Below are 25,806 nucleotides of genomic sequence, written 5' to 3' on the forward strand. Positions count from 1 at the left end.
GCCCGCCGATGATCGTCTTCGAGCATGTGGGCAAGCGCTACGGCGGGCGCTTCGAGGCGCTGGCCAACCTCGACTTCCGGGTGCGCCGCGGCGAGATGGTCTTCCTGACCGGCCACTCCGGGGCCGGCAAGAGCTCCCTGCTGCGGCTGATCATGCGCCTGGAGCGTCCCAGTCGCGGCCGGGTGCTGGTGGCCGGCCATGATATCGAGCGCCTGCATGCCAGCCAGTTGCCCTTCTATCGCCGCCAGATCGGCGTGGTCTTCCAGGATCACCAGCTGCTCTTCGATCGCAGCGTCTTCGCCAACGTGGCCCTGCCGCTGGAGATCCAGGGCATGGAGCCCCGGGAGATCGCCCGTCGGGTGCGCGCCGCCCTCGATAAGGTGGGCCTGCTCTACCGCGAGAAGGCGCTGCCCATCGAGCTCTCCGGGGGCGAGCAGCAGCGGGTCGGTATCGCCCGGGCGGTGGTCAACAAGCCGGCCCTGCTGCTGGCCGACGAGCCCACCGGCAACCTGGATCCCCAGCTCTCCGCCGATATCATGGCGCTGTTCGAGGACTTCAATCGCATCGGTACCACGGTGATGATCGCCAGCCACGACCTGGCGCTGATCGCTCGCCTGCGCCATCGCATCCTGCGCCTGCGCGAGGGGCGCCTGGTGGCCGATGAGGAGGCCGCATGAGCCATGACGATACGCCCGCCCGGCGCGGTGCCCGCAGCCAGCGGACCCAGGCCTCCAGCCGCTTGCGCGCCTGGGGCCGCCACCATCGGGCCATGGGCCAGGACAGCGCCCGGCGCCTGGTGCGTCAGCCCCTGGGTAGCCTGCTGACCATGCTGGCCATCGCCATCGCCCTGGTGCTGCCGGCGGGCCTGTGGCTGATGCTCGACAGCGCCCGCCTGCTGGACGCCGAGCTGGCCGAGAGCGCCACCCTCACCGCCTACCTGGAGCCCCGGGTCGGCGAGGGCGAGGCGATGCGCATCGCCGAGGCCCTGGGCGCCCATGACGACGTGGTGGCGGTGCGCCTGATCACCGCCGCCGAAGGCATGGCGGAGTTCCAGCAGGCCCTCGGCCTGGGCGATGCCCTGGGGCGGCTCGAGAGCAACCCGCTGCCCGCCAGCGTGGTGGTGATGCCGCGTCGGGAGGCGCCGGCGGCCATGCGGGCCCTGGTCGACGAGCTGGAGGCCGTCACCGGCGTCGAGGAGGTGCGCCTGGACCTGGCCTGGGTGGAGCGCCTGGCCCAGCTGGCCGAGCTGGGGCGCCGCGTCGCCCTGGCCTTGGCGTTGCTGTTCGGCCTGGGGGTGCTGCTGATCGTCGGCAACACCATCCGCCTGGCGGTAGAGAGTCGCCGCCAGGAGATCGAGGTAGTGACCCTGATCGGCGCCACCCACGCCTTCGTGCGCCGCCCCTTTCTCTATAGCGGTGCCTGGTATGGCCTGGGCGGCGGCCTGCTGGCGCTGGGGCTGCTCAATCTGGGCGGGCACTGGCTGGCCACCCCGGTCTCGGCCCTGGCCGCCAGTTACGGGGCCCATTTCGCCATGCCGCGGCTGGATGTCGCGGGCTCGGCAACGCTGCTGCTTTGCAGTACACTCTTGGGTTGGCTGGGGGCCTGGCTCGCCGTGGGACGTCACCTGGCGAGTATCCGCCCCCGCTAGCCAACGGTACCGGCCCGCTCGGGAACCCCTCGTCGATCATGGGGTCAAAGCGGGCAGTCATTAGTTACCTAACGTTGTCGTGAGTTAAGGGCATCTTGGAGACACGCACCCTATGAGCACTCGTCTTCTGCCTGTTGGCCAGTTGTCACCGGGCCATGATCTGAACGGGTATATCCAGGCCGTCAACGGCATTCCCGTGCTCTCCGCCGAGGAAGAGCGCGAGCTGGCCTATCGCCTGCATGATGAGAGCGACCTGGAGGCGGCTCGCCGCCTGGTCCTGGCCCACCTGCGCTTCGTGGTGCATATCGCCCGCAGCTACTCCGGCTATGGCTTGCCCCAGGCGGACCTGATCCAGGAAGGCAACGTCGGCCTGATGAAGGCGGTCAAGCGCTTCGACCCCAACCAGGGGGTGCGCCTGGTCTCCTTCGCCGTGCACTGGATCAAGGCCGAGATTCACGAGTACGTGCTGCGCAACTGGCGCATCGTCAAGGTGGCCACCACCAAGGCCCAGCGCAAGCTGTTCTTCAACCTGCGCAGCGCCAAGAAGCGCCTGGCCTGGCTGAACAACGACGAGGTCGATGCCATCGCCAAGGACCTCGACGTCAAGCCGGAGGTGGTGCGCGAGATGGAAGGGCGCCTCTCCGCCTATGACGCCGGCTTCGATGCCTCCCCCGCCGAGGAGGAGGAGCAGGGCTACCAGGCGCCGGTGCACTACCTGGAAGACGGACGCTACGACCCGGCGGTGCAACTGGAGGACAGCGACTGGGAGGCGGGGGCGACCCGTCGCCTGCAGCAGGCCCTGGAGGAGCTCGACGAGCGCTCCCGGGATATCCTCCAGCGCCGCTGGCTCAGCGAGCCCAAGGCGACCCTCCACGACCTGGCCGATGTCTATGGCGTCTCCGCCGAGCGTATCCGCCAGTTGGAGAAGAACGCCATGAAGAAGATCAAGCAGCGGATCGGCGACGCCCTGGTGGCCTGATCGCTATAAATGTAGGAGCGCACGTCGGTACGCGATTGGCGCCGAAGGCGCCCGAAACGAGAACCCCCGCCGGTCTGCCGGCGGGGGTTCTTGGTTGTGGGGCGGGTAAGTCGGGTGTTGACGGCTCCGGGGGCGTTGGGTGCGCTCGCCTGACTTACCGACCTACGGGCTCGCTTACCCGACCTACGACTCCTGCTTATCCTTAGGCCGTCTGCGCCTGGCGCGCCTCGGTGAGCAGGCCGGCGGAGAGCAGCTGCCACTGATCCTCCCAGAATTCGGTGGGGCGGCGCCGGAAGTCGCTGCGCACGTACTGGCTGATGCGCCCCTCCACATGGGCGAGCAGCAGGTTGGCGGCGCTGCTGGCGCCGAGCACCGGGCGGCGCCCCTCGTGGATCTCCGCCTCACGCAGGATCTGCTTGAACTGGGTTTCCAGACGCTCGAACAGCTGGTGCATGCGCAGCCGTAGCCGGGCGGTCTCGCCGGTCAGGGCATCGCCCCCCAGCAGCCGCGACAGTCCCGGATTCTTCTCGGCGAAACCCAGCAGCAGGGTGAGAATCTGCTGGCAGCGGGGCAGGGCCTCCGGGGTCTCGTCGAGGATGCGGCGAATCCGTGCGAAGAGGCTCTCCTCGATAAACTCGATCAGCCCCTCGAACATCCGTGCCTTGCTGGGGAAGTGGCGGTAGAGGGCCGCCTCGGAGACGCCCACCTGGCGTGCCAGGGCGGCGATGGTGATGCGCTTGCCGCTGTCCTCTTCGAGCATCAGGGCCAGGGCCTGGAGGATCTGCTCGCGGCGATTGATCTTGGTAGCTTCCTGCGTCATGAGCATCTTCTGATTATTCCATGCGATGGGCTCATCCTAATCAGGCCCGGGAGGCGGCGCAAATCGCGCCGCCCGGCGGCACCTTATTCCGCGTCGAGGATCTGGGTGCCGACCCCCGCATTGGTGAAGATTTCCAGCAGGGTGGCGTGGGGCACCCGGCCATCGATGATATGGGCGCTCTGCACGCCGCCCTTGACCGCCTCCAGGGCGCAGCGAATCTTCGGCAGCATGCCGCCGTGGATGGTGCCGTCGCCGATCAGGGCGTCCACGTCCTGGGTGGAGAGGCCGGTCAGCACCTCGCCCTCGCCGTTCATCAGGCCGGCCACATTGGTCAGCAGCATCAGCTTCTCGGCGCCCAGGGCCTCGGCCACCTTGCCGGCCACCAGGTCGGCGTTGATATTGTAGCTGTGGCCCTCGTCATCGACGCCGATGGGGGCGATCACCGGGATGAAGTCGCGCTCGGCGAGCATCTCGATCAGGTCGGTGGAGACATGCTCCACCTCGCCCACATGGCCGATATCGATAATCTCCGGGGCGGTCATCTCCGGGGACTGGTGCTCCACCTTGAGCTGGCGGGCGCGGATCTGGCTGCCGTCCTTGCCGGTCAGGCCGATGGCCTTGCCGCCGCACTGGTTGATCAGGTTGACGATGCCCTTGTTGACCAGGCCGCCCAGCACCATCTCCACCACGTCCATGGTCTCGGCGTCGGTGACCCGCATGCCGTTGACGAAGCGCGACTCGATATTGAGCTTGGCCAGCAGGTCGCCGATCTGGGGGCCGCCGCCGTGCACCACCACCGGATTGATGCCCACCTCCTTGAGCAGCACCATGTCCCGGGCGAAGGAGTCGATCAGGGTGTCCTCGGTCATGGCGTTGCCGCCGTACTTGACCACCACCGTCTTGCCGGAGAAGCGCTGGATATAGGGCAGCGCCTCGGAGAGCACCTCCACGGTGAGCTGGGGATCGCGGGTCTGTTGGTCGGTCATGGGCGTGTCCTTGGTGTCGATCGTGGTGATTCAGAAGGGCAGGGCCAGCTCCGGGGCGATGGCCTTCAGGGCCGCGGCGAAGCGCCCCTGGATGCGCGCGAGGGCCGCCTCGTTCTTGCCCTCGAAGCGCAGCACCAGCACCGGGGTGGTGTTGGAGGCGCGACACAGCCCCCAGCCGTCCGGGTAGTCGACGCGGATGCCGTCCAGGGTGGTCTTGACGCCGTCTTCGCCGAAGTCGCCTTCCCGGGCCAACTGGCTCACCAGGGCGAACTTGTTCTCGTCGGTGACGGTGATATTGAGTTCCGGAGTGCCCAGGTCCTGGGGGTAGCGGGCGAAGAAGGCATCGGCGTCGGCGGCCTGGCGGGAGAGCAGCTCCAGCAGGCGGGCGGCGCCGTAGAGGCCGTCATCGAAGCCGTACCAGCGCTGCTGGAAGAAGATATGGCCGCTCATCTCGCCGGCAAGCTGAGCGCCGGTCTCCTTCATGCGCGCCTTGATCAGCGAGTGGCCGGTGCGCCACATCTCCGGGGTGCCGCCGGCGGCCTCGATCACCCGGGCCAGGTTGCCGGTGCACTTCACGTCGAAGATCACCCGGGCGCCGGGGCTCTCCTCGAGCAGCGCCTCGGCGAAGGCCATCATCAGGCGGTCCGGGTAGATCAGCTCGCCGGCGGGGGTGACCACGCCCAGGCGGTCGCCGTCGCCGTCGAAGGCCAGGCCGATATCGGCGCCGCTCTCCCGCACGCTACGGATCAGGTCCACCAGGTTCTCCGGCTTGCCCGGGTCCGGGTGGTGGTTGGGGAAGGTGCCGTCGATCTCCGCATACAGCGGAATCGTCTCCACCCCCAGGCGCTCGATCAGTCGCGGGCCCAGCTCGCCGGCCACGCCGTTGCCGCAGTCCACCACCGCCTTGAGGGGGCGCTCGAGGCGCACATCGCCGAGGATGCGTGCCAGATAGGCCTCGCGCACGTCCTCCTGGCGGATGCCACCCTGGCCCTCGCTCAGCTCGCCGGTCACGAGGCGGGTATGCAGGGCGGTGATCGCCTCGCCGGAGAGGGTCTCGCCCCCCAGCACGATCTTGAAGCCGTTGTAGTCCGGCGGGTTGTGGCTGCCGGTGACCATCACCCCGGAGGCGGTACCCTCGAGCACATGGGTGGCGTAGTAGAGCACCGGGGTGGGCACCATGCCGATATCGATGACGTCGCAGCCGGCCTGGGTCAAGCCCTGCATCAGGGCGGCCTGCAGGCGCGGCCCGGAGAGGCGGCCGTCACGGGCCACCACCAGGGTGGACTCGCCGCGGGCGCGGGCCGCGCTGCCGATGGCCTGGCCGATACGGGTCACATTGGTCTCGGTGAGGCTGTCGTCGACGATGCCGCGGATATCGTAGGCGCGAAAGATGGAGGCGGGGACCTGGGGCATGGGGCGTTCCTTGGCTAACGGGGAGGCGTTCAGCGACGGCCGGAGCTACCGAAACCGCCGGTGCCACGCTGGCCGGTGCCACGGTCGCTGGCGGCGAAGTCGTCGACCACCTCGAGCTCGGCCTGGACCACCGGCACCAGCACATACTGGGCGAGGCGCTCGAAGGGTTCCAGGGTGAAGTCGGCCTGGCCGCGGTTCCATACCGAGATCATCAGCTCGCCCTGGTAGTCGGAGTCGATCAGTCCGACCAGGTTGCCGAGCACGATGCCGTGCTTATGGCCCAGGCCGGAGCGGGGCAGGATCATCCCGGCCAGGCTCGGGTCGGCGATATGGATGGCCAGGCCGGTGCGCACCAGCTGGCACTCGCCGGGGGCCAGGGTCAGGGGGGCGTCGAGCAGGGCGCGCAGGTCCATGCCGGCGGAGCCCTCGGTGGCATAGCTCGGCAGGCCGAACTCGTGGACGCGCTCGTCGAGAATCTTGACCGCCAGGCGCGGGCGGGAGGCGTGATGGGTCATGAAGAAACCTGTGCTTATCGGGGGGCGTGTTGGGGGGCCGCCTGGGCCTCCAGGGCGGTCTCGAGGATCGCCCGGGCCAGGTCGCGCTTGGATTGGGGGGGAAGCTCGCGACGAGCCTCCCGGTTGCCCTGGCGCCACAGCAGCAGGGCGGCGTTGTCATCGGCACCGAAGCCGAGGCCGGCCCGGGAAACGTCGTTGGCTACCACCATGTCGAGCTTCTTGCGGGTCAGCTTGTCCCGGGCGTAGCGCTCCACATCCCGGGTCTCGGCGGCGAAGCCCACCACATAGGGGCGGTCGGTGCGGGCCGCCACGGCGGCGATGATATCCGGATTCTTGACCAGCCTGAGGATCAGGCCGTCATCGTCATCGGTCTTCTTGATCTTGTGCTCGGCCACCTGCTCGGCGCGGTAGTCCGCCACCGCCGCGCAGCCGATAAAGAGGTCGCACTCGCCGGCCAGGCGCTGGGCGGCGCAATGCATCTCGGTGGCGCTCTCCACGTCGAGGCGCTCCACCCCGGCGGGGGTGGCCAGGGTGACCGGGCCGCTGATCAGGGTGACCCTGGCGCCCAGGGCCGCGGCGGCCTCGGCCAGGGCATAGCCCATCTTGCCGGAGCTGTGGTTGGAGAGGTAGCGCACCGGGTCCAGGGGCTCCCGGGTGGGACCGGCGGTGATCACCACATGGCGCCCGGCGGCGGGGTGGCTGTCGGCCGCCTCCAGGTCGGCGAGGATCGCCTCCGGCTCGAGCATGCGTCCCGGTCCCACGTCGCCGCAGGCCTGGTCGCCGGCGTCCGGGCCCAGCAGGCACCAGCCGTCGGCCTGCAGGCGCTGGGCGTTGCGCTGGGTCGCCGGGTGGCGCCACATGGCCTGGTTCATGGCCGGGGCCATGACCAAGTCGGCCTCGCTGGCCAGGCACAGGGTGGTGAGCAGGTCATCCGCCATGCCCTGGGCCAGGCGCGCCATCAGGTCGGCGGTGGCCGGGGCGATCAGGATCAGCTCGGCCCACTTGGCCAGCTCGATATGGCCCATGCCCGCCTCGGCCTCGGGGTCGAGCAGAGAGGTGCGCACCGGCTCGCCGGTCAGGGCCTGGAGAGTCAGGGGGGTAATAAAGGCCTGGGCGCCCTCGGTCATGACCACGCGTACCTCGGCGCCGGCCTTCTTCAGCAGGCGGGCCAGGTGAGCGCTCTTGTAGGCGGCGATGCCGGCGCTGATGCCCAGCAGTACGCGACGGCCGGCCAGGGGAGTGCCGGCGAGGGAGGTGCCGGAGAGTGAAGACATGGCGGTATCCGCACGAAAAATCCAGGCGCCTACCTTACCACCGGCGCCCCGCCTTGCGTAGTTATGGCGCCTACACTGGGAGAAGGTCCAGGTCGTGCAAGGAGGCACCCGATGTCGATTCGTGACTGGCCGGAGGGGGAACGCCCCCGGGAGAAGCTCTTGGCACTGGGGCCCGAGGCGCTCTCCGATGCGGAGCTGCTGGCGATCTTCCTGCGGGTGGGGGTGTCCGGGCGCTCGGCGGTGGACCTGGCCCGGGACCTGCTGAGCGCCTTCGGTGGCCTGCGCCCGCTGCTGGAGGCCGACCAGGCGCGCTTCTGCGCCGAGCGGGGCCTGGGCATGGCCAAGTATGTGCAGTTGCAGGCCACCCTGGAGCTCTCCCGGCGGCACCTGGCCAGCCAGCTGGCCAGGGAGGCGGCCCTGACCTCGCCGACCCTGGTGCGCGCCTATCTCGCCTCGCGGCTGCGTCACCTGGGTCATGAGGAGTTCGCGGCCCTCTTCCTGGACAGCCAGCACCGGGTGATCCGCTTCGAGTCGCTGTTCCGTGGCACCCTCGACGGCGCCTCCGTCTATCCCCGAGAGGTGGCCAGGCGCGCCCTGGAGCTGGGGGCCGGGGCGCTGATCTTCGCCCATAACCACCCCTCAGGAGTCGCCGAGCCCAGCGACGCGGACCGGCGTATCACCGAGCGCCTCAAGGCGGCCCTGGCGCTCTTCGAGATCCGCGTGCTGGACCATTTCGTGGTGGGCGATGCCGAGGTGGTCTCCTTCGCCGAGCGGGGCTGGCTGTAGGGTTACATCGGTCATAGGTTACGTCACGGGGCGCTGGGGGCAGGCCGAAGCAAAGCGTCTTTTTCAGGGACGAAAAAGTCGAGCGCCCAGGGATGGGTTTACAGCGTCTTTGTGAAGTGCCTGCCCCCAGGTTAGCCCCGGAGCTACGGCGTACCCTGGCCCGCTTGCCGAGAGCTGGCCTACCCGCCCCGCTTGGGGTAGGATGGCGCCCCGATGGCCTCGCTGTCCCCGACAATTTTGCCGGCAACTGCCGGCTCCGAGTGCGAATCCCGAGCTGCCGCCCGGGGCGGAACGACGCACGGCGCTTGCCGTGTCTTGCCGCGTCTGGTATAAAGTGCAGCCTTTGAATTCCCTTGGGTTAAATGTAGGGGGCATGAGGCGGTGACCTGCCGTTCGCCCTTCCCGGTTTGCCCGACAGGTTTTGAACAACTCGCCACGCGGTTGGAGGCTCCCATGTCCAAAGTATGTCAGGTTACCGGCAAGCGCCCGGTGACTGGTAATAACGTTTCACACTCCCAGCGCAAGACCCGTCGTCGTTTCTTGCCGAACCTGCACAGCCACCGTTTCTGGGTGGAGTCCGAGAAGCGCTTCGTCAAGCTGCGCGTCTCCTCCAAAGGCATGCGCATCATCGACAAGAAGGGCATCGAAGCGGTGCTCGGCGATATTCGCAAGCGCGGCGAAAGCATCTAAGTCTTAACTCCTGGGAGAAGCTGTCATGCGTGACAAGATCAAGTTGGTGTCCAGCGCCGGTACCGGCCACTTCTACACCACCAACAAGAACAAGCGGAACACTCCGGACAAGCTCGAATTCAAGAAGTACGATCCGGTCGTCCGCAAGCACGTGATGTACAAGGAAGCTAAGATCAAGTAAGCCTTGATCGCTTCCACCGCAGGCGAGTCGGCCTGCCCCGAGAACCCGGTTTCGACCGGGTTCTTGCGTATCTGACCGGTACCGAGGAGGCATCAGATGCCGGAATTGCCCGAGGTCGAGACGACGCGGCGGGGACTCGCGCCGGATGATAGAGAGGGAGGCGCGAGGCTCGCGCACCTCCACAGGCCGCTCCATCAGTCGATAAGGAGGCGATCGAGACATGCCGGAATTGCCCGAGGTCGAGACGACGCGGCGGGGAATCGCGCCCCATGTCGAGGGGCGCGAGATCCGCGAGGTGCGGGTGCGCGAGCGGCGCCTGCGCACCCCGGTGCCCGAGGGGCTGGAGAATGCCCTGGTGGGGGCGCGTGTCGGCGCCCTGGGGCGCCGCGCCAAGTACCTGCTGATGCCGCTGGCGGACGACTCCCGCAGTCTGATCTGGCACCTGGGCATGTCCGGCAGCCTGCGTATCGCCCGCCTCGGCGAGCTGCCCCGCAAGCACGACCATATCGACCTGGTGCTCGACGATGGCGGCGTGCTGCGCTATCACGACCCGCGCCGCTTCGGTTTCGTCGACTGGCTCCGGGGGAGCCCGGAGAGCGACCCGCGCCTGGCGCGCCTGGGGCCGGAGCCCCTCTCCGAGGCCTTCGACGGGGCGCGCCTCTATCGGCTGTCACGAGGGCGTCGCCTGAGCGTGAAACCCTTCCTGATGGACAATGCCGTGGTGGTGGGTGTGGGCAATATCTACGCCAGCGAGGCGCTCTTTATGTCGGGTATCGACCCGCGCCGCGCCGCCGGGCGTATCTCGCAGGAACGCTACGAGCGTCTGGCGGCGGCGGTCCGCGAGGTGCTCGCCGCCGCCATCACCCAGGGGGGCACCACCCTGCGCGACTTCGTGAGCGGCACCGGCGAGCCGGGCTATTTCGCCCAGCGCCTCAATGTCTATGGGCGTGACGGCCAGCCCTGCCGGCGCTGCGGCGCCGAACTGCGGCTGGTGACCCTCGGCCAGCGGGCCAGCGTCTACTGCGCCGCCTGCCAACACTGATCCGGGGCCGCTTGATGGCCCCTCCTGGGGTACAATGCCCCCATGAACCAAACGCCTGCTTGACGGAGAGCTCCGTGACCGAACGCCTGCGCCTGAAGAAGAATGCCGACCGCCGCCTCAAGGCGGGCCATCTGTGGCTCTACTCCAACGAGATCGATATCGAGGCCACGCCCCTCAAGGGCATCGAGCCCGGCGCCCAGGCGGTGATCGAGGCGGCCAATGGCAAGGCCATGGGGATCGCCTACGTGAACCCCCACTCGCTGATCTGCGCCCGGGTGGTCTCCCGGGACGCCGAGGTGCGCCTCGACCGCTCCCTGCTGGTGCACCGCTTCAAGCAGGCCCTGGGCCTGCGCGAGCGGCTCTATGCCAAGCCCTTCTATCGCCTGGTCCACGGCGAGGGCGACCTGCTGCCGGGCCTGGTGGTGGACCGCTTCGACGATGTGCTGGTGGTGCAGCTCAACACCCTGGGCATGGAGCGCCTCGCCGAGGAGGTGGTGGCGGCCCTGGACAAGGTCCTCTCGCCGCGGGCCATCGTCTTCAAGAACGACTCCTCCGGGCGTCGCCAGGAGCAGCTCGAGGCCCAGGTGGAGGTCGTCCACGGCGAGCTGCCCGACCAGGTGCTGCTGGAGGAGAACGGCGTGCGCTTCGTGGCCCCGGTGCTGGATGGCCAGAAGACCGGCTGGTTCTATGATCACCGCAGCAACCGTGCCTGGCTCAACGGCCTGGTGGCCGGCAAGCGGGTCCTCGACCTGTTCAGCTATGTGGGCGGCTGGGGCGTGCAGGCCGCCGCCCATGGCGCCCGCGAGGTGCTCTGCGTGGACGCCTCCGCCCAGGCCCTGGAGCGGGTCGCCGAGAACGCCGCCCTCAATGGCCTGACCGACCAGGTGGCGGTGGGCGAGGGCGATGCCTTCGAGGCCCTGGCCGCCCTCAAGGCCGACGGCGAGCAGTTCGACGTGGTGATCCTCGACCCGCCCGCCTTTATCAAGAAGCGCAAGGACATCCCCAACGGCGAGCGGGCCTATTCGCGGCTCAACCGCGAGGCGATGCGCCTGCTGGGCCGCGATGGCCTGCTGCTCTCCGCCTCCTGCTCCATGCACCTGGCCCCCGAGCGGCTGGTGGAGGTGGTGCGTGGCGCGGTGCGCCACCAGGATCGCCACGGCCAGGTGATCTACCAGGGCCACCAGGGACCGGATCATCCGGTGCATCCGGCCATTCCGGAAACCTCGTATCTGAAGGCCCTGGGCGTCCGGGTCTTCCGGGACTGAGGTTTGATGTCGGCGCCCTCCTATGTGCGGGTCTTTGCCCATAGCAACGGGCTACTGGTGAGCCATCTGCATAACCTGCTGACGGCCGCCGGCATCCCCGCGGAGCTGCGCAACATGACCCTGGGCGGCGGCGCCGGCGAGCTGCCCCTGGGGGAGTGCGAGCCGGAGGTCTGGGTGGCCCCCCATAATGCCGCCCGGGCCGCGGCGCTGATTCGTGACGCCCTGGAGGGCGCTGCCCATGGTCCCGCCTGGGCCTGCCCGGGCTGCGGCGAGCGCCTGGAGGGCGTCTTCGAGGCCTGCTGGCGGTGCGGCACCCCCAGGGACGGAGGCCAGGAATGAGCTGGGACCTACCGGAGCCCTTCGTCCTCGAGCTCGAGGTGGAGGCCGCCGCCATCGACGAGTATGGCCACGTCAACAATGCCGAGTACCTGCGCTGGATCGAGCGGGTCAGTTGGGCCCACTCCGCCTCCCTGGGCCTGACCCTGGAGGACTACCGGGCCCTGGATCGTGGCATGGCGGTGCACCGTCACGAGATCGACTACCTGGCGCCGGCCTTCGAAGGAGAGCGGCTGGCCCTGGCCACCTGGATCGTCGCCAGCGACGGTCGCCTGACCCTGACCCGGCGCTTCCAGCTGCGCCGCCCCGCCGATGACCGTACCCTGCTGCGGGCCCGTACCCGCTTCGCCTGTATCGAGCTCTCCAGTGGACGCCCCCGTCGCCTGCCGGCGACCTTCCGCGAGCGTTACGGTGCCGCCCTGGTCTGTGAGGCACCCTGATTTCGGGCGAAAATTCTGCATCAATTCCGTGATTCCAGAAATATCTCCAAATATCTCCGTGGAACTATCGTGATTGCATGACTGTGCTGTAATGAGAGCATGATCTCACGCCAGTCACCGATGTTGATCAGGAGGTGCCATGAAGATCGCCGTTCCCAAGGAGATCAAGAACCACGAATACCGAGTGGCCCTGACCCCCTCCGGGGCTCGGGAGCTGGTGGCCCGAGGTCATCGGGTGACGGTAGAGGCCGGCGCCGGGGAAGGCGCGGGTTTCCCCGATGCCGACTACCGGGCCGCCGGGGCCGAGCTGGAAGAGGCGGTGGCGACACTCTGGCGCGAGGCCGAGCTGATCCTCAAGGTCAAGGAGCCCCAGCCCGAGGAGGTGGAACGCCTGAGCGCCGGCCAGACCCTCTTCACCTACCTGCATCTGGCCGCCGAGGAGGCCCTGACCCGGGGGCTGATGGGCAGCGGCGCCACCTGTATCGCTTATGAAACCATCACCGACCGCCAGGGCGGCCTGCCGTTGCTGGCGCCCATGAGCACCGTGGCCGGACGCATGGCCATCCAGGCCGGCGCCCATAGCCTGGAGAAGGCCCAGGGTGGGGCCGGCATCCTGTTGCCGGGGGTGCCCGGGGTGGCACCGGCGAGGGTGGCGGTGATCGGCGGCGGCGTGGTGGGCGAGAACGCCGCCCGCATGGCGCTGGGATTGGGCGCCGAGGTGACGGTGCTGGACAAGTCGATTCCGCGCCTGGAGACCCTGGATGATCGCTACCAGGGGCGCATGAAGACGGTCTTCTCCACCGCCGATGCCCTGGACGAGGTGGTGCGCGAGTCCGACCTGATCGTCGGTGCCGTGCTGGTGCCCGGGGCCGCCGCCCCCAAGCTGATCACCCGCGCCATGCTGGCCGATATGAAGCCGGGCAGCGTGCTGGTGGACGTGGCCATCGATCAGGGCGGCTGCTTCGAGACCAGCAAGCCCACCACCCATGCCGAGCCCACCTATGTGGTGGACGAGGTCGTCCATTACTGCGTGGCCAATATGCCCGGGGCGGTGGCGCGCACCTCCACCCAGGCGCTGACCAATGCCACCCTGCCCTTCGTGATCGCCCTGGCCGACAAGGGGTGGAAACAGGCCCTGGCCGACGACCCCCACTTCCTGCCGGGGCTCAATGTGCACCAGGGCCAGGTTACCTATGCCGCCGTGGCCGAGGCCTTCGGCCTGGAGAGCGTCGATCCCGCTTCCGTGGTCGGCTAAACCAGGCAGAGCGGCCGGCGCCCCGGTCGCCTTGATCGGGGCGCCGCGTTAAGATGGGCCCATTCGTCAACGATCCCGACAGAGCCCATCGATTTCATGACCAAGACACGCGTTCTTACCGGTATCACCACCACCGGCACGCCCCACCTCGGCAACTACGTGGGGGCCATCCGCCCGGCCATCGCGGCGAGCCAGGACCCCAATGTCCAGTCCTACTACTTCCTCGCCGACTTCCACGCCTTGATCAAGTGCCAGGACCCCAAGCGGGTGCAGGAGTCGCGGCGGGAAATCGCCGCCACCTGGCTGGCCCTGGGCCTGGATACCGACAACGCCATCTTCTATCGGCAGTCGGATATTCCCGAGATTCCCGAGCTGACCTGGATGCTCTCCTGCGTCTGCGCCAAGGGGCTGATGAACCGCGCCCATGCCTACAAGGCGGCGGTGGCCGAGAACGAGGAGGCCGGTAACCAGGACCCGGACAAGGGCATCACCATGGGCCTGTTCGGCTACCCGGTGCTGATGGCCGCGGATATCCTGATGTTCAACGCCAACAAGGTGCCGGTGGGTCGCGACCAGATCCAGCATATCGAGATGGCCCGGGACATGGCGGGACGCTTCAACCACCTCTTCAAGGACAACTTCTTTACCCTCCCCGAGGCGGTGGTGGACGACAAGGTGGCGGTGCTGAACGGCCTGGATGGTCGCAAGATGTCCAAGAGCTACAACAACACCATCCCGCTGTTCGTCGCCGAGAAGAAGCTGCTCAAGTTGGTGCGCAAGATCAAGACCAATTCCCTGGAGCCCGGCGAGCCCAAGGACCCGGATACCTGCACCCTGTTCCAGATCTACTCCGCCTTCGCCAGCGCCGAGGAGGCCGAGGTGATGCGCCAGGAGTACGCCAACGGCATCGGCTGGGGCGACGCCAAGAACCGCCTCTTCGAGTACCTCAACGAGCAGCTGCGCGAGCCCCGGGAGCGCTATCAGGCGCTGATGGAGGATCCCGGCCATATCGAGGCGGTGCTGATGAAGGGCGCCGAGCGGGCCCGGGCCGAGGCGGCGCCCACCATGGATCGCCTGCGCCAGGCGGTGGGGCTGGGGCGCTTTATCTAAGGCACTGCCTTAGCCGCGGCGAGAGATGGCCCCGCCGGCCCGCCCGGCGGGGCCTGTCTATTGGTAGAAGCTATTTCACGCCCCGCCGGGAGGCGGGTAGCCTAGTTATTAGGCGGTTAACTTTTATCGGAGTCGATCATGCAAGACACGACCGCGCCGCGCGTTTCCCGCCCCCTGGTGGGAGGCGCCCTGGCGCTATTGGTGTTGGCCATCCTGGCGATCTTCGCCACACAGGGAGAGCGATTGGGGCTGTTGATGCTGGTGGGCGGTGCCCTGGGCATGGTGCTCTATCATGCCGCCTTTGGTTTCACCGCCGCCTGGCGGGTCTTTATCACCGAGCGGCGCGGTCGCGGGCTGCGTGCCCAGATGGTGATGCTGGCCATCGCCGTGGTGCTCTTCTTCCCGGCCCTGGCCGACGGTAGCCTGTTTGGCAACCCGGTCTCCGGTTATGTCGCTCCCATCGGCGTCTCGGTGCTGGTGGGCGCCTTCCTCTTCGGTATCGGCATGCAACTGGGTGGTGGCTGCGCCTCCGGGACCCTCTTTACCGTGGGTGGCGGCAATGCTCGCATGCTGGTCACCCTGCTCTTCTTTGTCATCGGCTCGCTGATCGGCACCGCCCATTTCACCTGGTGGCAGGGCCTGCCCGCCTTCCGTCCCACCTCCCTGGTGGAGCTGGGGGCGACAGGCGGTATCGCCGTCAGCCTGGCGCTGTTCGCCGCCATCGCCGCCCTGACCGCGGTGATGGAAAAGCGTCGCCACGGCCAACTGGAGCAGGTGCCCCGTGTCGATGCCGGTAATGCTCGCTGGCTGACCGGCCCCTGGCCGTTGCTGGCCGGTGCCGTGGCCCTGGCGCTGCTCAACTTCGCGACCCTGGCCCTGGCCGGACGCCCCTGGGGCGTCACCTCCGCCTTCGCCCTGTGGGGCGCCAAGGGTTTCGAGCTCCTCGGGGGGGACGTCACCGCCTGGGGCTACTGGCAGTCGCCGGGCAATGCGGCGGCGCTTGAGGCCAGCGTCTGGGGCGATATCACCACGGTGATGAACGTGGGGGTGATGCTGGGGGCCCTGGCGGCGGCTAGCCTGGCCGGACGCTTCGCCCCCAACTTCCGCATTCCCGCTCGCTCCCTGGTGGCGGCGATCCTCGGCGGCCTGCTGCTGGGCTACGGCGCCCGACTCGCCTTCGGCTGCAATATCGGCGCGTATTTCGGTGGCATCGCCTCCGGCAGCCTGCATGGCTGGCTATGGCTGGTGGCGGCCTTCGCCGGCAATATGCTGGGCGTGACGTTGCGCCCCTTGTTCTTCGACGGAAAGGCGGGGCGGCAGCCCACGGCCAAGGGCTGCTAGCAATCGTCGGGGCGCGCTTGGTTCGGCAGCGTCCCGGCTGGCCGACATGTCACCCACCCGTGCCTCCGCCGGGTGGGTGATTTTGTATACGGGCGTGCTAAGCTCGCAACCAAGAGAAGGCGCCGGCAGAGCGCCAAACGGCCCAAGCTCCCATACAGAACAGCGCGAGACGAGCGATGAACGAGACCAAGCGTCCCCTCTATGTACCCTATGCCGGCCCCTCTCTGCTGGAGATGCCGCTGCTCAACAAGGGCAGTGCCTTTACCCTCCAGGAACGCATCGCCTTCAATTTGGTGGGCCTCCTGCCGCAGAACGTGGAGTCCATCGAAGAGCAGGCGGAGCGGGCCTACCGTCAATACCAGCAGTGCCAGACCAACCTGGACCGGCATATCTACCTGCGCGCCATCCAGGACGACAACGAGACCCTCTTCTTCCGGCTGCTGGAGGAGCACCTGGAGGAGATGCTGCCGATCATCTATACCCCGACGGTGGGGGAGGCCTGCGAGGAGTTCTCCAATATCTACCGCAACCACCGGGGGCTCTTTATCAGCTACCCGGACCGCGAGCATATGGACGATCTGCTGCGCAGCGCCACCAAGGACAACGTCAAGGTGATTGTGGTCACCGACGGCGAGCGCATCCTGGGCCTGGGGGATCAGGGCATCGGCGGCATGGGGATTCCCATCGGCAAGCTCTCCCTCTACACCGCCTGTGGCGGCATCAGCCCCGCCTATACCCTGCCCATCACCCTGGACGTGGGCACCAACAACCAGCAGCTCCTCGACGATCCCATGTACATGGGCTGGCGCCATCCGCGGGTCTCCCAGGCCGAGTATGATGCCTTTATCGCCGACTTTATCGCCGCGGTGAAGCGCCGCTGGCCCAAGGTGCTGCTGCAGTTCGAGGACTTCGCCCAGGCCAACGCCATGCCGCTGCTGGAGCGCTATCGCGACGAGCTGTGCTGCTTCAACGACGATATCCAGGGCACCGCCGCGGTCTGCGTGGGCACCCTGCTGGCCGCCTGCAAGGCCAAGGGCGAGAAGGTCAGCGAGCAGCGGGTCGCCTTCGTCGGCGCCGGTTCCGCCGGCTGTGGCATCGCCGAGCAGATCGTGCTGGCCATGCAGGGCGAGGGCCTCGACGAGGCGGAGGCCCGGGCGCGGATCTTCATGGTGGACCGCCACGGCCTGCTGACCCGGGACATGCAGGAGCTGCACGACTTCCAGGCGCGCCTGGCCCACGATGCCGCCGATTTCGCCGATACCAGCCTGCTGGGAGTGATCCGGCAGGCCAGTCCCACGGTGCTGATCGGCGTCTCCGGCCAGCGCGGCCTCTTTACCCGGGAGGTGATCGAGGCACTGCACGCCGGCTGCGAGCAGCCCCTGGTGATGCCGCTCTCCAACCCCACCTCCAAGGTGGAGGCGACCCCCGAGGAGGTGCTGACCTGGACGAAGGGGCAGGCCCTGGTGGCCACCGGCAGTCCCTTCGCGCCGGTGGCGCTCGAGGGCCAGACCTACCCCATCGCCCAGTGCAACAACGCCTATATCTTCCCCGGCATCGGCCTGGGAGCGATCGCCGCCGGGGCCAGTCGAATCACCGACGGCATGCTGATGGCCGCCTCCAATGCCCTGGCCAAGAGCGCCCCCATGGTCAAGGAGGGCCAAGGCGCCCTGCTGCCCTCCCTGTCGGAGATCCGCGAGGTCAGCCTGGCCATCGCCTTCGACGTGGCCAAGCAGGCTCAGGCCGAGGGCGTGGCGCTGCGCAGCGATGACGACACCCTGAGGGCCGCCATCGAGGCCAACTTCTGGTACCCCCGCTACCGGGAGTATCGTCGCCGGGCCTTCTAAGGAAGAGGTCGACGGCACAACGCAACGGGCCCCGCCAACTGGCGGGGCCCGTTGCGTCAGGGGGCCGGTCGAACCTAGTCAGGCCGAACCTAGTCAGGCCGACCCGATCATCTTGCGCAGTACATAGTGGAGGATGCCGCCGTGGCGGTAGTACTCCCGCTCGTTGGCGGTATCGATGCGACACAGCGCCTCGAGGTGCTTCTCGCCCTGGTCGGAGGCGATGGTCACCCTGATCTTGCCGCCCGGGGTCAGCTCGGAAAGCCCCGCGATGGAGACCCGCTCGTCGCCGGTCAGGCCCAGCGTCTCGCGGCTCTCGCCCTCGGGGAACTGCAGCGGCACCACCCCCATGCCGATCAGGTTGGAGCGGTGGATGCGCTCGAAGGACTCCGCCAGCACCGCGCGCACGCCGAGCAGCCGGGTGCCCTTGGCGGCCCAGTCGCGGCTGGAGCCGGTGCCGTACTCCTTGCCGGCGATCACCACCAGGGGGGTGCCCTCCTGCTGGTAGCGCATGGCGGCGTCATAGATCGCCAGCTGCTCGCCGCTGGGCACATGGCGGGTCTCGCCGCCGACCACGCCGTCGAGCATCTCGTTTCTGATGCGCACATTGGCGAAGGTGCCGCGCATCATGATCTCGTGGTTGCCGCGGCGTGAACCGTAGGAGTTGAAGTCCACCGGCTTGACGCCGCGCTCCTGCAGGTAGCGCCCGGCGGGGCTGTCGGGCTTGATGGCCCCGGCCGGGGAGATATGGTCGGTGGTCACCGAGTCGCCCAGCAGGGCCAGGATATGGGCCCCCTCGACGTCCTCGATGGCCTCGGGCTGGCGTCCCATGCCCGCGAAGAAGGGCGGATGCTGGATATAGGTGGAGTCCGTCGACCACCGGTAGACCCGGCTCTCGGGCACCTCGATGGACCGCCAGGCGTCGTCGCCGTCGAAGACCTCGGCATACTCCTTGTGGAACATCGCGGTGTTGACCCGAGTCACCGCCTCGGCGATCTCCGCCTGGCTGGGCCACAGGTCCTTGAGGGTGACGGGATTCCCATCCCGGTCGCTGCCGAGCGGATCGCGGCTAAGGTCGAGGCGCATATTGCCGGCCAGGGCATAGGCCACCACCAGGGGCGGTGAGGCGAGCCAGTTGGTCTTGACCAGCGGATGGACCCGGCCCTCGAAGTTGCGGTTGCCGGAGAGCACCGAGGCCACCGCCAGATCGCCGGCCTCGATGGCGCGCTCGATGGGCTCGGCCAGGGGACCGGAGTTGCCGATGCAGGTGGTGCAGCCGTAGCCCACCAGGTGGAAGCCCAGGGCCTCCAGGTCCTCGCGGAAGCCGCCGGCCTCGAGGTAATCGGTGACCACCTTGGAGCCCGGCGCCAGGGAGGTCTTGACCCAGGGCTGGGTGGTCAGGCCCCGCTCCCGGGCCTTTCGGGCCAGCAGGCCCGCGGCCATCATCACGCTGGGGTTGGAGGTGTTGGTGCAGGAGGTGATGGCGGCGATCACCACGGCGCCGGGGTCGAGGGAGAACTGCTGGCCATCCAGGTCGACGGCCTGGCTGTCGGCATGCTCGTAGCTGCGTTCGACGCCCACCGCGGTCTGGCCGCCCTCCGAGGCGAGCTTGCCGTTCTCGTTGGTGGTATCGGCGGCCTTGCCCTCGTCGCGCAGGAAGCGTGCGAAGGCCGCGGGGACCCGGGGCAGGGCGACGCGATCCTGGGGCCGCTTGGGCCCGGCCAGGCTGGCCTCCACCTCGCCCAGGTCCAGGTGCAGGGTGTCGCTGAAGATCGGCTCGTCGCCGGGCTCCCGCCATAGCCCCTGGGCCTTGCAGTAGGCCTCGACCAGGGCCAACTGAGCGTCGTCGCGGCCGGTCAGGCGCAGGTAGGTGAGGGTCTCGTCGTCCACCGGGAAGAAGCCGCAGGTGGCGCCGTATTCCGGGGCCATGTTGGCGATGGTGGCGCGGTCGGCCAGGGGCAGGTCCGCCAGGCCGTCACCGTAGAACTCCACGAACTTGCCCACCACGCCCTTCTGGCGCAGCATCTCGGTGACCGTCAGCACCAGATCGGTGGCGGTAATGCCCTCCTTGAGCCTGCCGGTGAGCTGGAAGCCGATCACCTCGGGAATCAGCATCGACACCGGCTGGCCGAGCATGGCCGCCTCGGCCTCGATGCCGCCGACGCCCCAGCCGAGCACGCCCAGGCCGTTGATCATGGTGGTGTGGGAGTCGGTGCCCACCAGGGTGTCGGGGTAGGCGAGGGTCGTGCCGTCCTCCTGCTTGGTCCACACCGTCTTGCCCAGGTACTCCAGGTTGACCTGGTGGCAGATGCCGGTGCCCGGCGGCACCACCCGGAAGTTGTCGAAGGCCTGCTGGCCCCAGCGCAGGAACTCGTAGCGCTCGTGGTTGCGCTCCATCTCGATGGCCACGTTGTCCTTGAAGGCGGTGGGGTTGCCGAACTTGTCGACCATCACCGAGTGGTCGATCACCAGGTCCACCGGGGAGAGCGGGTTGATGCGGGCCGGATCCTCGCCGAGGGCCTCCACGGCGGCGCGCATGGAGGCGAGATCCACCACCCCGGGCACGCCGGTGAAGTCCTGCATCAACACCCGGGCCGGGCGATAGCCGATCTCCCGGTCGGAGCGGCCCTGGCGCTGCCAGTCGACCAGGGCCTGCATGTCCTCCACCGAGACGCTGTCGTCATCGGCGAAGCGCAGCTGGTTCTCCAGCAGGATCTTCAGGGTCTTGGGCAGGCGGGCGATATCGCCGAGGGTCTCGGCGGCCTTGGGCAGGCTGAAGTAGTGGTAGGTGATGCCGCCGGCGTCCAGGGTCTGCCGGCAGTTCGGCGTGGTCGCGTTCATGCGCTCCTCCTTATTGAGGGGGTCGAGCATCCATGAGTATCACATGGGCATAACGGAAGGCGTCTTCAAGGCGAGGGGCGGCTAGACTTGAAGGCAGTGCGCACCGCCCCCATTTTCTCACTCGCCCGGCGGTGCGCGGGGAGCCTGGCATGCATGAAGAAATGCTGAATTCTCTGGCCGTGCACTGTCCCTACTGTAGCACCGCCTTCGACCTGCTGGTGGATGCCAGCCAGGGCAGTCACCAGACCTGGGAGGATTGCCCGCGCTGCTGCGCGCCGATCCAGGTCAGGGTGGAGATCACCGCCGACGCCGACGATGATGGAGAGTCGGTGGAGGTGACCCTGGGGCGGGACGACGAGGTCGTCTAGCCGTCATGGCGTCGTCATCGGCCGCAGATAGGGTCCGGCTATATGTCCTATTGGGCTTATTAAATTGCCATATGGGGACACCCCCCTTAGTCTAGTCCCCGTTCAGTTTCACGACAGCAACACCCATTCTCGTTAAGGAGATTTGCATGAGCGTACTGGTTGGTCGTCAAGCCCCGGATTTCGAAGCGGCAGCCGTTCTGGGTAACGGTGAGATCGTCGAGAACTTCAAGCTCTCCGACAGCAACGGCAAGCTCCGCGTGCTGTTCTTCTGGCCGCTGGACTTCACCTTCGTGTGCCCGTCCGAAATCATCGCCCACGACAACCGTCTGGCCGCTTTCCGTGACCTGGGCGTCGAGGTGATCGGTGTCTCCATCGACTCCCAGTTCACCCACTACGCCTGGCGCAAGACCTCTCCGGAGGCCGGCGGCATCGGTGAAGTCGGCTTCCCGATCGTCGCCGACGTCAAGCACGACATCGCTCAGTCCTACGGCATCGAGCATCCGGAAGCCGGCGTTGCCCTGCGCGCCTCCTTCCTGATCGACGAAGATGGCGTCGTTCAGCACCAGGTCGTCAACAACCTGCCGCTGGGCCGCAACGTCGACGAGATGGTGCGCATGGTCAAGGCCCTCAAGCACCACCAGACCCATGGCGAAGTCTGCCCGGCCGGCTGGGAAGAGGGCAAGGAAGGTATGCAGGCCGACGCCGAAGGCGTGGCCAAGTACCTGGGCGCTAACGCAGAAGCCCTGTAAGCGACCCCGATGTGAGGAGGCGGCCTGCGGGCCGCCTCTTTACGTTCTGGGCAGTGTTACAATGCCGTCGGTGCTGTGATCTGAGTCCGCTCCCCCGCCCGGGCCCAGATCAGAGCATCCCGCCCTTGATGACGCGACGAGGTTTCCGATGAGCGAAGTACGCCATGAACGCCTGATCATTCTCGGTTCCGGCCCGGCCGGCTATACCGCCGCCGTCTATGCGGCCCGTGCCAATCTCAAGCCGCTGCTGATCACCGGGATCCAGGCGGGGGGGCAGCTGACCACCACCACCGACGTGGACAACTGGCCCGGCGACGAGAACGGCGTCCAGGGGCCGGAGCTGATGGAGCGCATGAAGCGCCATGCCGAGCGCTTCGATACCGAGGTGCTGTTCGACCATATCAACGAGGTGAGCCTGGGCGAGCGGCCCTTTACCCTCAAGGGCGACGGCGGCACCTATCGCTGCGATGCCCTGATCATCGCCACCGGTGCCAGCGCCCGCTACCTGGGGCTGCCCTCCGAGCAGCAGTTCATGGGCCAAGGGGTCTCGGCCTGCGCCACCTGCGACGGCTTCTTCTACCGCAACCAGGACGTGGTGGTGGTGGGCGGCGGCAATACCGCCGTGGAAGAGGCGCTCTACCTCTCCAATATCGCCGCCAAGGTGACCCTGGTGCATCGCCGCGATAGCCTGCGCGCCGAGAAGATCCTCCAGGACAAGCTGTTCGAGAAGGCCGAGCACGGCAACGTCGTGCTGGAGTGGAACCACACCCTGGACGAGGTGCTGGGCGACAACAGCGGCGTGACCGGGGTGCGCCTCCGCTCGACCCTGGATGACAGCACCAAGGAGGTCCAGGCGCCGGGGCTCTTTATCGCCATCGGCCATAGCCCCAACACCGGCATCTTCGAGGGCCAGCTGGAGATGAACAACGGCTATATCCAGGTCAAGTCGGGCCTCGACGGCAATGCCACCGCCACCAGCGTGCCCGGCGTCTTCGCCGCCGGCGACGTGATGGACCATGTCTATCGCCAGGCGGTAACCTCCGCCGGCACCGGCTGCATGGCCGCCCTCGACGCCGAGCGCTATCTGGACGAACTGTAAGCGGCGACAAGGGACAAGGAGCAAGCCACAAGGCCGGGACCCGCATGCGGGGTGGAGTGCTCCTTGCTCCTGCTCGCTTTTAGTAGTGCGGCGGCACTTCGTCCTCGGGCGAGTAGCCGCCATCTTGCTGTTCCTGGAGGGCTCGGTGCTGCTCCCGTAAGCGGGCCTGCATCAGCCGACTCAGGCGCTCCAGATGATCCAGCCGACGCTCCTTGTCGGCCACCGCCCCGTCCAGGGTTTCCAGCCAATGCTCCTGATAGGCGATACGGCTCTCCAGCGCCTCCAGGCGGGCTTCCAGCCGGGCGAGCGGGGCTGAAATTGGCGTGCTAGAATCGCTCGGGTCTGTCTCGTCATGCATTGCGGCACCTTCATCGTGGTTGTTACCGGCATCGTTAACGTGCCCGGACGCCGCTTCTCGTCGCCGCCGTGCTGGCGCTTTTACTGTCTTCATAACAAGAGAAGTCGAGGTCCATGAATCAAAAGGTATTGCTTCGTTGTAGCCTGATCAGCCTGTTGCTCGCTACCCCGGCCCCGCTGCTGGTGGCCGTGCTGGTGGCTCAGGCCAATGCCGAGCTGGCGAGCCTGCTCGGCGAGCTGCTCGCCTCCGGCGAGGTGGCGGCCACCTATCTGGCGGCGGCCGCCGCGGTCTTCCTGTCGTTGCTGGTGGCGACCCTGGCGGTCAATCTGCTGACGCCGCAGCTGGCGACCCTGGCCGAGGTGGAGGCCGATGATCGCGAGATCGGTGAGGTGAAATGGTTTAACGTCAACAAGGGGTATGGCTTTATCACCCGCGGCAATGGCCAGGATGTCTTCGTGCATTTTCGGGCCATTCGCGGCAAGGGGCACCGGACCCTGGCCGAGGGCCAGAAGGTGCGTTACCAGGTGATCGAGAATGAGCGGGGGCTTCAAGCCGACGATGTCACCGTGATTACTTGAATCGAAGCGCCTGGCCATCGCTCGGCGCGTTTTATCTGGCACCCTTCCCAGGGTCTCAAACACAATGCCCCGCCTCGGCGGGGCGTTGTCGTTTCCGGGGCCGTGCTGTCACTGGCCGGAGTCGGGCCAGTGGAAGACCTCCCCCTCCTGCCCGGGGCGCACCCGCCAGAAGCGGTCCGGGTCATCGCCGGGCTGCCAGCCGCCCAGGGAGCAGCGTACCTCGCAGCCGAGCGCCTGAGCCGCTTCCTGGGCGCAGGCGCGATCATCCGCCCAGGGGGTGGCGGGGCTGTCGAACCACAGGCTGGCGAAGCCGTCGGCGGCCTTCTCCACCAGCAGCACCGGCACGCAGTCGCCCTGGCAGCGGCCACGGGTGCGCCACTTGCCGCGCCCCGCGGGAGCCAGGGGCGGGGCATCGAGACGCTCCCCCAGCCAGGCGTCGAGGCGCTCGTGGTCGAGCTCGGCCAGGTAAATCTCGATATCTGGATAATGTTCCATGATCGCCTCAGGCGTTAATGATGAGACGTTCGAGGATCGCCTCGTAGATCTCGCTCGGATTATTCGGCGGATAGTGTTCCATGATCGCCTCAGGCGGTAATGAAGAGACGTTCGAGGGTCGCCTCGTAAATCTCGCTCGGATTATTCAGCGGATAGTGATCCATGATCGCCTCAGGCGTTAATGATGAGACGCTCGAGGATCGCCTCGTAGATCTCGCTCGGATTATTCGGCGGATAGTGATCCATGATCGCCTCAGGCGGTAATGAAGAGACGTTCGAGGATCGCCTCGTAGATCTGGCTCAGGGTGTCCAGGTCGGCGGCGCGGATCCGCTCGTTGACCTGGTGGATGGTGGCATTCAGGGGGCCGAGTTCCACCACCTGGGTCCCCAGGGTGGCGATGAAGCGTCCGTCCGAGGTGCCGCCGGCGGTGGAGAGTTCGGGGCGTCGACCCAGCACCGCCTCGACGCCGCCCACCGCGGCCTCCACCAGTTCGCCCTCGGCGGTGAGGAAGGGCTCGCCGTTGAGGGTCCAGTCGATATGGAAGTCGAGGCCATGGGCGGCGAGGAGCGCCTCGGTGCGGTCCCGCAGCTGCTCGTGGGTTACCTCGGTGGAATAGCGGAAGTTGAAGACCACCTCCAGCTCGCCGGGGATCACATTGGTGGCGCCGGTACCGGCGCGGATATTCGAGATCTGGAAGCTGGTGGCCGGGAAGAAGGCGTTGCCGTCGTCCCAGTGCTCCTTGGCGAGCGCATCCAGGGCCGGCGCCGCCTCGTGGATGGGGTTGCGTGCCAGGTGGGGGTAGGCCACATGGCCCTGCTTGCCCTTGATATGCAGCACGCCGCCCAGGGAGCCGCGGCGCCCGTTCTTGATCACGTCGGCGAGCTCCGCGGTGGAGGAGGGTTCGCCGACGATGCAGTAGTCGAGGCGTTCGTGGGCCTCGCGCAGGTGCGCCACCACGGCGCGGGTGCCGTCCACGGCGGGGCCCTCCTCGTCGGAGGTGATCAGGAAGGCGATCTTGCCGTGGTGCTCCGGGTGGGCGGCCACGAAGCGTTCCACCGCGGTGATCATGGCCGCCAGGCTGCCCTTCATATCGGCGGCGCCGCGCCCCCAGAGCATGCCGTCGTCATCGATGCAGGGCTCGAAGGGGGGGTGCTGCCAATGAATCTCCGGGCCGCTGGGCACCACGTCGGTATGGCCGGCGAAGGCCAGTACCGGGCCGTGGTGGCCGCGCACCGCCCAGAAGTTCTCCACATCGCCGAAGGGCAGCGACTCGATATGGAAGCCGAGGCGTTCCAGGCGCTCGATCATCAGTGCCTGGCAGCCGGCGTCGTCGGGGGTCACCGAGGGACGCCGCATCAGCTCCATGGCGAGGTCGAGGGTGGGGGAGAGGTCGGC

The 25,806-nt window shown here is 67.7% G+C and carries 27 protein-coding genes; 18 read left to right on the top strand and 9 right to left on the bottom strand.

Annotated features, from left to right (window positions below; all coding sequences use genetic code 11):
* Positions 1–8 precede the first annotated feature (8 nt).
* The 3 genes from ftsE (at position 9) to rpoH (ending at position 2,627) form a co-directional block, all read left to right on the top strand.
* Positions 9–677: a cell division ATP-binding protein FtsE gene (ftsE, locus tag NFU04_RS12520; RefSeq protein WP_146804069.1), complete on the top strand. Its 669-nt coding sequence runs from the start codon at positions 9–11 to the stop codon at positions 675–677.
* Positions 674–1,648 carry a permease-like cell division protein FtsX gene (ftsX, locus tag NFU04_RS12525; RefSeq protein ID WP_251309803.1) on the top strand — a complete coding sequence of 325 codons (975 nt, stop codon included), beginning with the start codon at positions 674–676 and terminating at the stop codon, positions 1,646–1,648. Before ftsE ends, ftsX begins: the two co-directional genes overlap by 4 nt.
* Before the next feature lie 112 nt (positions 1,649–1,760).
* Positions 1,761–2,627: an RNA polymerase sigma factor RpoH gene (gene rpoH / locus NFU04_RS12530; protein WP_146804071.1), complete on the top strand. Its 867-nt coding sequence runs from the start codon at positions 1,761–1,763 to the stop codon at positions 2,625–2,627.
* 202 nt (positions 2,628–2,829) lie between these two features.
* Here the strand turns inward: rpoH and slmA are convergent, their stop codons facing one another.
* From slmA to coaBC, 5 genes are all read right to left on the bottom strand, one after another.
* The gene (slmA, locus tag NFU04_RS12535) at positions 2,830–3,447 is read right to left on the bottom strand and encodes a nucleoid occlusion factor SlmA (RefSeq protein ID WP_146804072.1); all 618 of its coding nucleotides are present in this window, start codon (positions 3,445–3,447) and stop codon (positions 2,830–2,832) included.
* A gap of 83 nt (positions 3,448–3,530) precedes the next feature.
* The gene (gene argB, locus NFU04_RS12540) at positions 3,531–4,433 is read right to left on the bottom strand and encodes an acetylglutamate kinase (RefSeq protein WP_251309804.1); all 903 of its coding nucleotides are present in this window, start codon (positions 4,431–4,433) and stop codon (positions 3,531–3,533) included.
* 30 nt (positions 4,434–4,463) lie between these two features.
* Complete coding sequence (locus NFU04_RS12545; protein ID WP_251309805.1) at positions 4,464–5,846, bottom strand: phosphomannomutase/phosphoglucomutase; 1,383 nt, start codon at positions 5,844–5,846, stop codon at positions 4,464–4,466.
* Between the two features lie 29 nt (positions 5,847–5,875).
* A complete protein-coding gene (dut, locus tag NFU04_RS12550) occupies positions 5,876–6,361 on the bottom strand; it encodes a dUTP diphosphatase (RefSeq protein ID WP_251309807.1) in 486 nt (161 codons plus the stop codon).
* 14 nt (positions 6,362–6,375) lie between these two features.
* Positions 6,376–7,635: a bifunctional phosphopantothenoylcysteine decarboxylase/phosphopantothenate--cysteine ligase CoaBC gene (coaBC, locus tag NFU04_RS12555; protein WP_251309808.1), complete on the bottom strand. Its 1,260-nt coding sequence runs from the start codon at positions 7,633–7,635 to the stop codon at positions 6,376–6,378.
* 111 nt (positions 7,636–7,746) lie between these two features.
* Between coaBC and radC the strand changes: the two genes are divergently transcribed.
* From radC to NFU04_RS12610, 11 genes are all read left to right on the top strand, one after another.
* Positions 7,747–8,421 carry a RadC family protein gene (gene radC, locus NFU04_RS12560; RefSeq protein ID WP_251309810.1) on the top strand — a complete coding sequence of 225 codons (675 nt, stop codon included), beginning with the start codon at positions 7,747–7,749 and terminating at the stop codon, positions 8,419–8,421.
* A 453-nt stretch (positions 8,422–8,874) separates the two neighbouring features.
* Entirely contained in the window at positions 8,875–9,111 is a 237-nt protein-coding gene (rpmB, locus tag NFU04_RS12565) for a 50S ribosomal protein L28 (protein ID WP_146804078.1), read from the top strand.
* Positions 9,112–9,136: 25 nt separating this feature from the next.
* Positions 9,137–9,292 (top strand): 50S ribosomal protein L33, encoded by a 156-nt coding sequence (rpmG, locus tag NFU04_RS12570; protein ID WP_129140669.1) that lies wholly within the window; start codon positions 9,137–9,139, stop codon positions 9,290–9,292.
* Between the two features lie 220 nt (positions 9,293–9,512).
* Entirely contained in the window at positions 9,513–10,334 is an 822-nt protein-coding gene (gene mutM / locus NFU04_RS12575; RefSeq protein ID WP_251309812.1) for a bifunctional DNA-formamidopyrimidine glycosylase/DNA-(apurinic or apyrimidinic site) lyase, read from the top strand.
* A 74-nt stretch (positions 10,335–10,408) separates the two neighbouring features.
* A complete protein-coding gene (locus NFU04_RS12580) occupies positions 10,409–11,599 on the top strand; it encodes a class I SAM-dependent rRNA methyltransferase (RefSeq protein WP_251309814.1) in 1,191 nt (396 codons plus the stop codon).
* Between the two features lie 6 nt (positions 11,600–11,605).
* On the top strand, positions 11,606–11,938 hold the full coding sequence (locus tag NFU04_RS12585) for a putative signal transducing protein (RefSeq protein ID WP_251309815.1): 333 nt from the start codon (positions 11,606–11,608) through the stop codon (positions 11,936–11,938).
* Positions 11,935–12,375, top strand: coding sequence for an acyl-CoA thioesterase (locus NFU04_RS12590; RefSeq protein ID WP_251309816.1), 441 nt, complete (start codon positions 11,935–11,937; stop codon positions 12,373–12,375). The genes NFU04_RS12585 and NFU04_RS12590 overlap by 4 nt, the downstream gene beginning before the upstream one ends.
* 139 nt (positions 12,376–12,514) lie before the next feature.
* Positions 12,515–13,630, top strand: coding sequence for an alanine dehydrogenase (gene ald, locus NFU04_RS12595; RefSeq protein WP_251309817.1), 1,116 nt, complete (start codon positions 12,515–12,517; stop codon positions 13,628–13,630).
* A 96-nt stretch (positions 13,631–13,726) separates the two neighbouring features.
* Positions 13,727–14,740, top strand: a complete 1,014-nt coding sequence (locus tag NFU04_RS12600; RefSeq protein WP_251309818.1) for a tryptophan--tRNA ligase — start codon at positions 13,727–13,729, stop codon at positions 14,738–14,740.
* 138 nt (positions 14,741–14,878) lie between these two features.
* Entirely contained in the window at positions 14,879–16,081 is a 1,203-nt protein-coding gene (locus tag NFU04_RS12605) for a YeeE/YedE family protein (RefSeq protein ID WP_251309819.1), read from the top strand.
* A 176-nt stretch (positions 16,082–16,257) separates the two neighbouring features.
* Positions 16,258–17,925, top strand: coding sequence for an NAD-dependent malic enzyme (locus NFU04_RS12610; protein ID WP_251309820.1), 1,668 nt, complete (start codon positions 16,258–16,260; stop codon positions 17,923–17,925).
* A 93-nt stretch (positions 17,926–18,018) separates the two neighbouring features.
* Here the strand turns inward: NFU04_RS12610 and acnA are convergent, their stop codons facing one another.
* Positions 18,019–20,763 carry an aconitate hydratase AcnA gene (acnA, locus tag NFU04_RS12615; protein ID WP_251309821.1) on the bottom strand — a complete coding sequence of 915 codons (2,745 nt, stop codon included), beginning with the start codon at positions 20,761–20,763 and terminating at the stop codon, positions 18,019–18,021.
* Positions 20,764–20,912: 149 nt separating this feature from the next.
* Here acnA and NFU04_RS12620 point away from each other — a divergent pair, with 149 nt between their 5' ends.
* The 3 genes from NFU04_RS12620 (at position 20,913) to trxB (ending at position 22,979) form a co-directional block, all read left to right on the top strand.
* Complete coding sequence (locus NFU04_RS12620) at positions 20,913–21,131, top strand: CPXCG motif-containing cysteine-rich protein (RefSeq protein WP_251309822.1); 219 nt, start codon at positions 20,913–20,915, stop codon at positions 21,129–21,131.
* 146 nt (positions 21,132–21,277) lie between these two features.
* Positions 21,278–21,880 (top strand): peroxiredoxin, encoded by a 603-nt coding sequence (locus NFU04_RS12625; RefSeq protein ID WP_146804088.1) that lies wholly within the window; start codon positions 21,278–21,280, stop codon positions 21,878–21,880.
* A 148-nt stretch (positions 21,881–22,028) separates the two neighbouring features.
* Positions 22,029–22,979, top strand: a complete 951-nt coding sequence (trxB, locus tag NFU04_RS12630) for a thioredoxin-disulfide reductase (RefSeq protein WP_251309823.1) — start codon at positions 22,029–22,031, stop codon at positions 22,977–22,979.
* Between the two features lie 79 nt (positions 22,980–23,058).
* On the opposite strand, the gene NFU04_RS12635 is transcribed toward trxB, so the two are convergent.
* Entirely contained in the window at positions 23,059–23,337 is a 279-nt protein-coding gene (locus NFU04_RS12635; protein ID WP_251309824.1) for a SlyX family protein, read from the bottom strand.
* A gap of 113 nt (positions 23,338–23,450) precedes the next feature.
* On the opposite strand from NFU04_RS12635, the gene NFU04_RS16395 reads away from it, so the two are divergent.
* On the top strand, positions 23,451–23,915 hold the full coding sequence (locus tag NFU04_RS16395; RefSeq protein ID WP_285835152.1) for a cold-shock protein: 465 nt from the start codon (positions 23,451–23,453) through the stop codon (positions 23,913–23,915).
* Positions 23,916–24,023: 108 nt separating this feature from the next.
* On the opposite strand, the gene NFU04_RS12645 is transcribed toward NFU04_RS16395, so the two are convergent.
* Together NFU04_RS12645 and dapE are read right to left on the bottom strand one after the other, a co-directional pair.
* Positions 24,024–24,410, bottom strand: a complete 387-nt coding sequence (locus NFU04_RS12645; RefSeq protein WP_251309825.1) for a hypothetical protein — start codon at positions 24,408–24,410, stop codon at positions 24,024–24,026.
* A 253-nt stretch (positions 24,411–24,663) separates the two neighbouring features.
* The coding region (gene dapE, locus NFU04_RS12650) for a succinyl-diaminopimelate desuccinylase (protein WP_251309826.1) at positions 24,664–25,806 on the bottom strand (1,143 nt) is incomplete at its 5' end.

It is taken from the genome of Halomonas sp. NCCP-2165, assembly GCF_023708045.1.
GTDB classification, from domain to species: Bacteria; Pseudomonadota; Gammaproteobacteria; order Pseudomonadales; family Halomonadaceae; genus Bisbaumannia; species Bisbaumannia pacifica.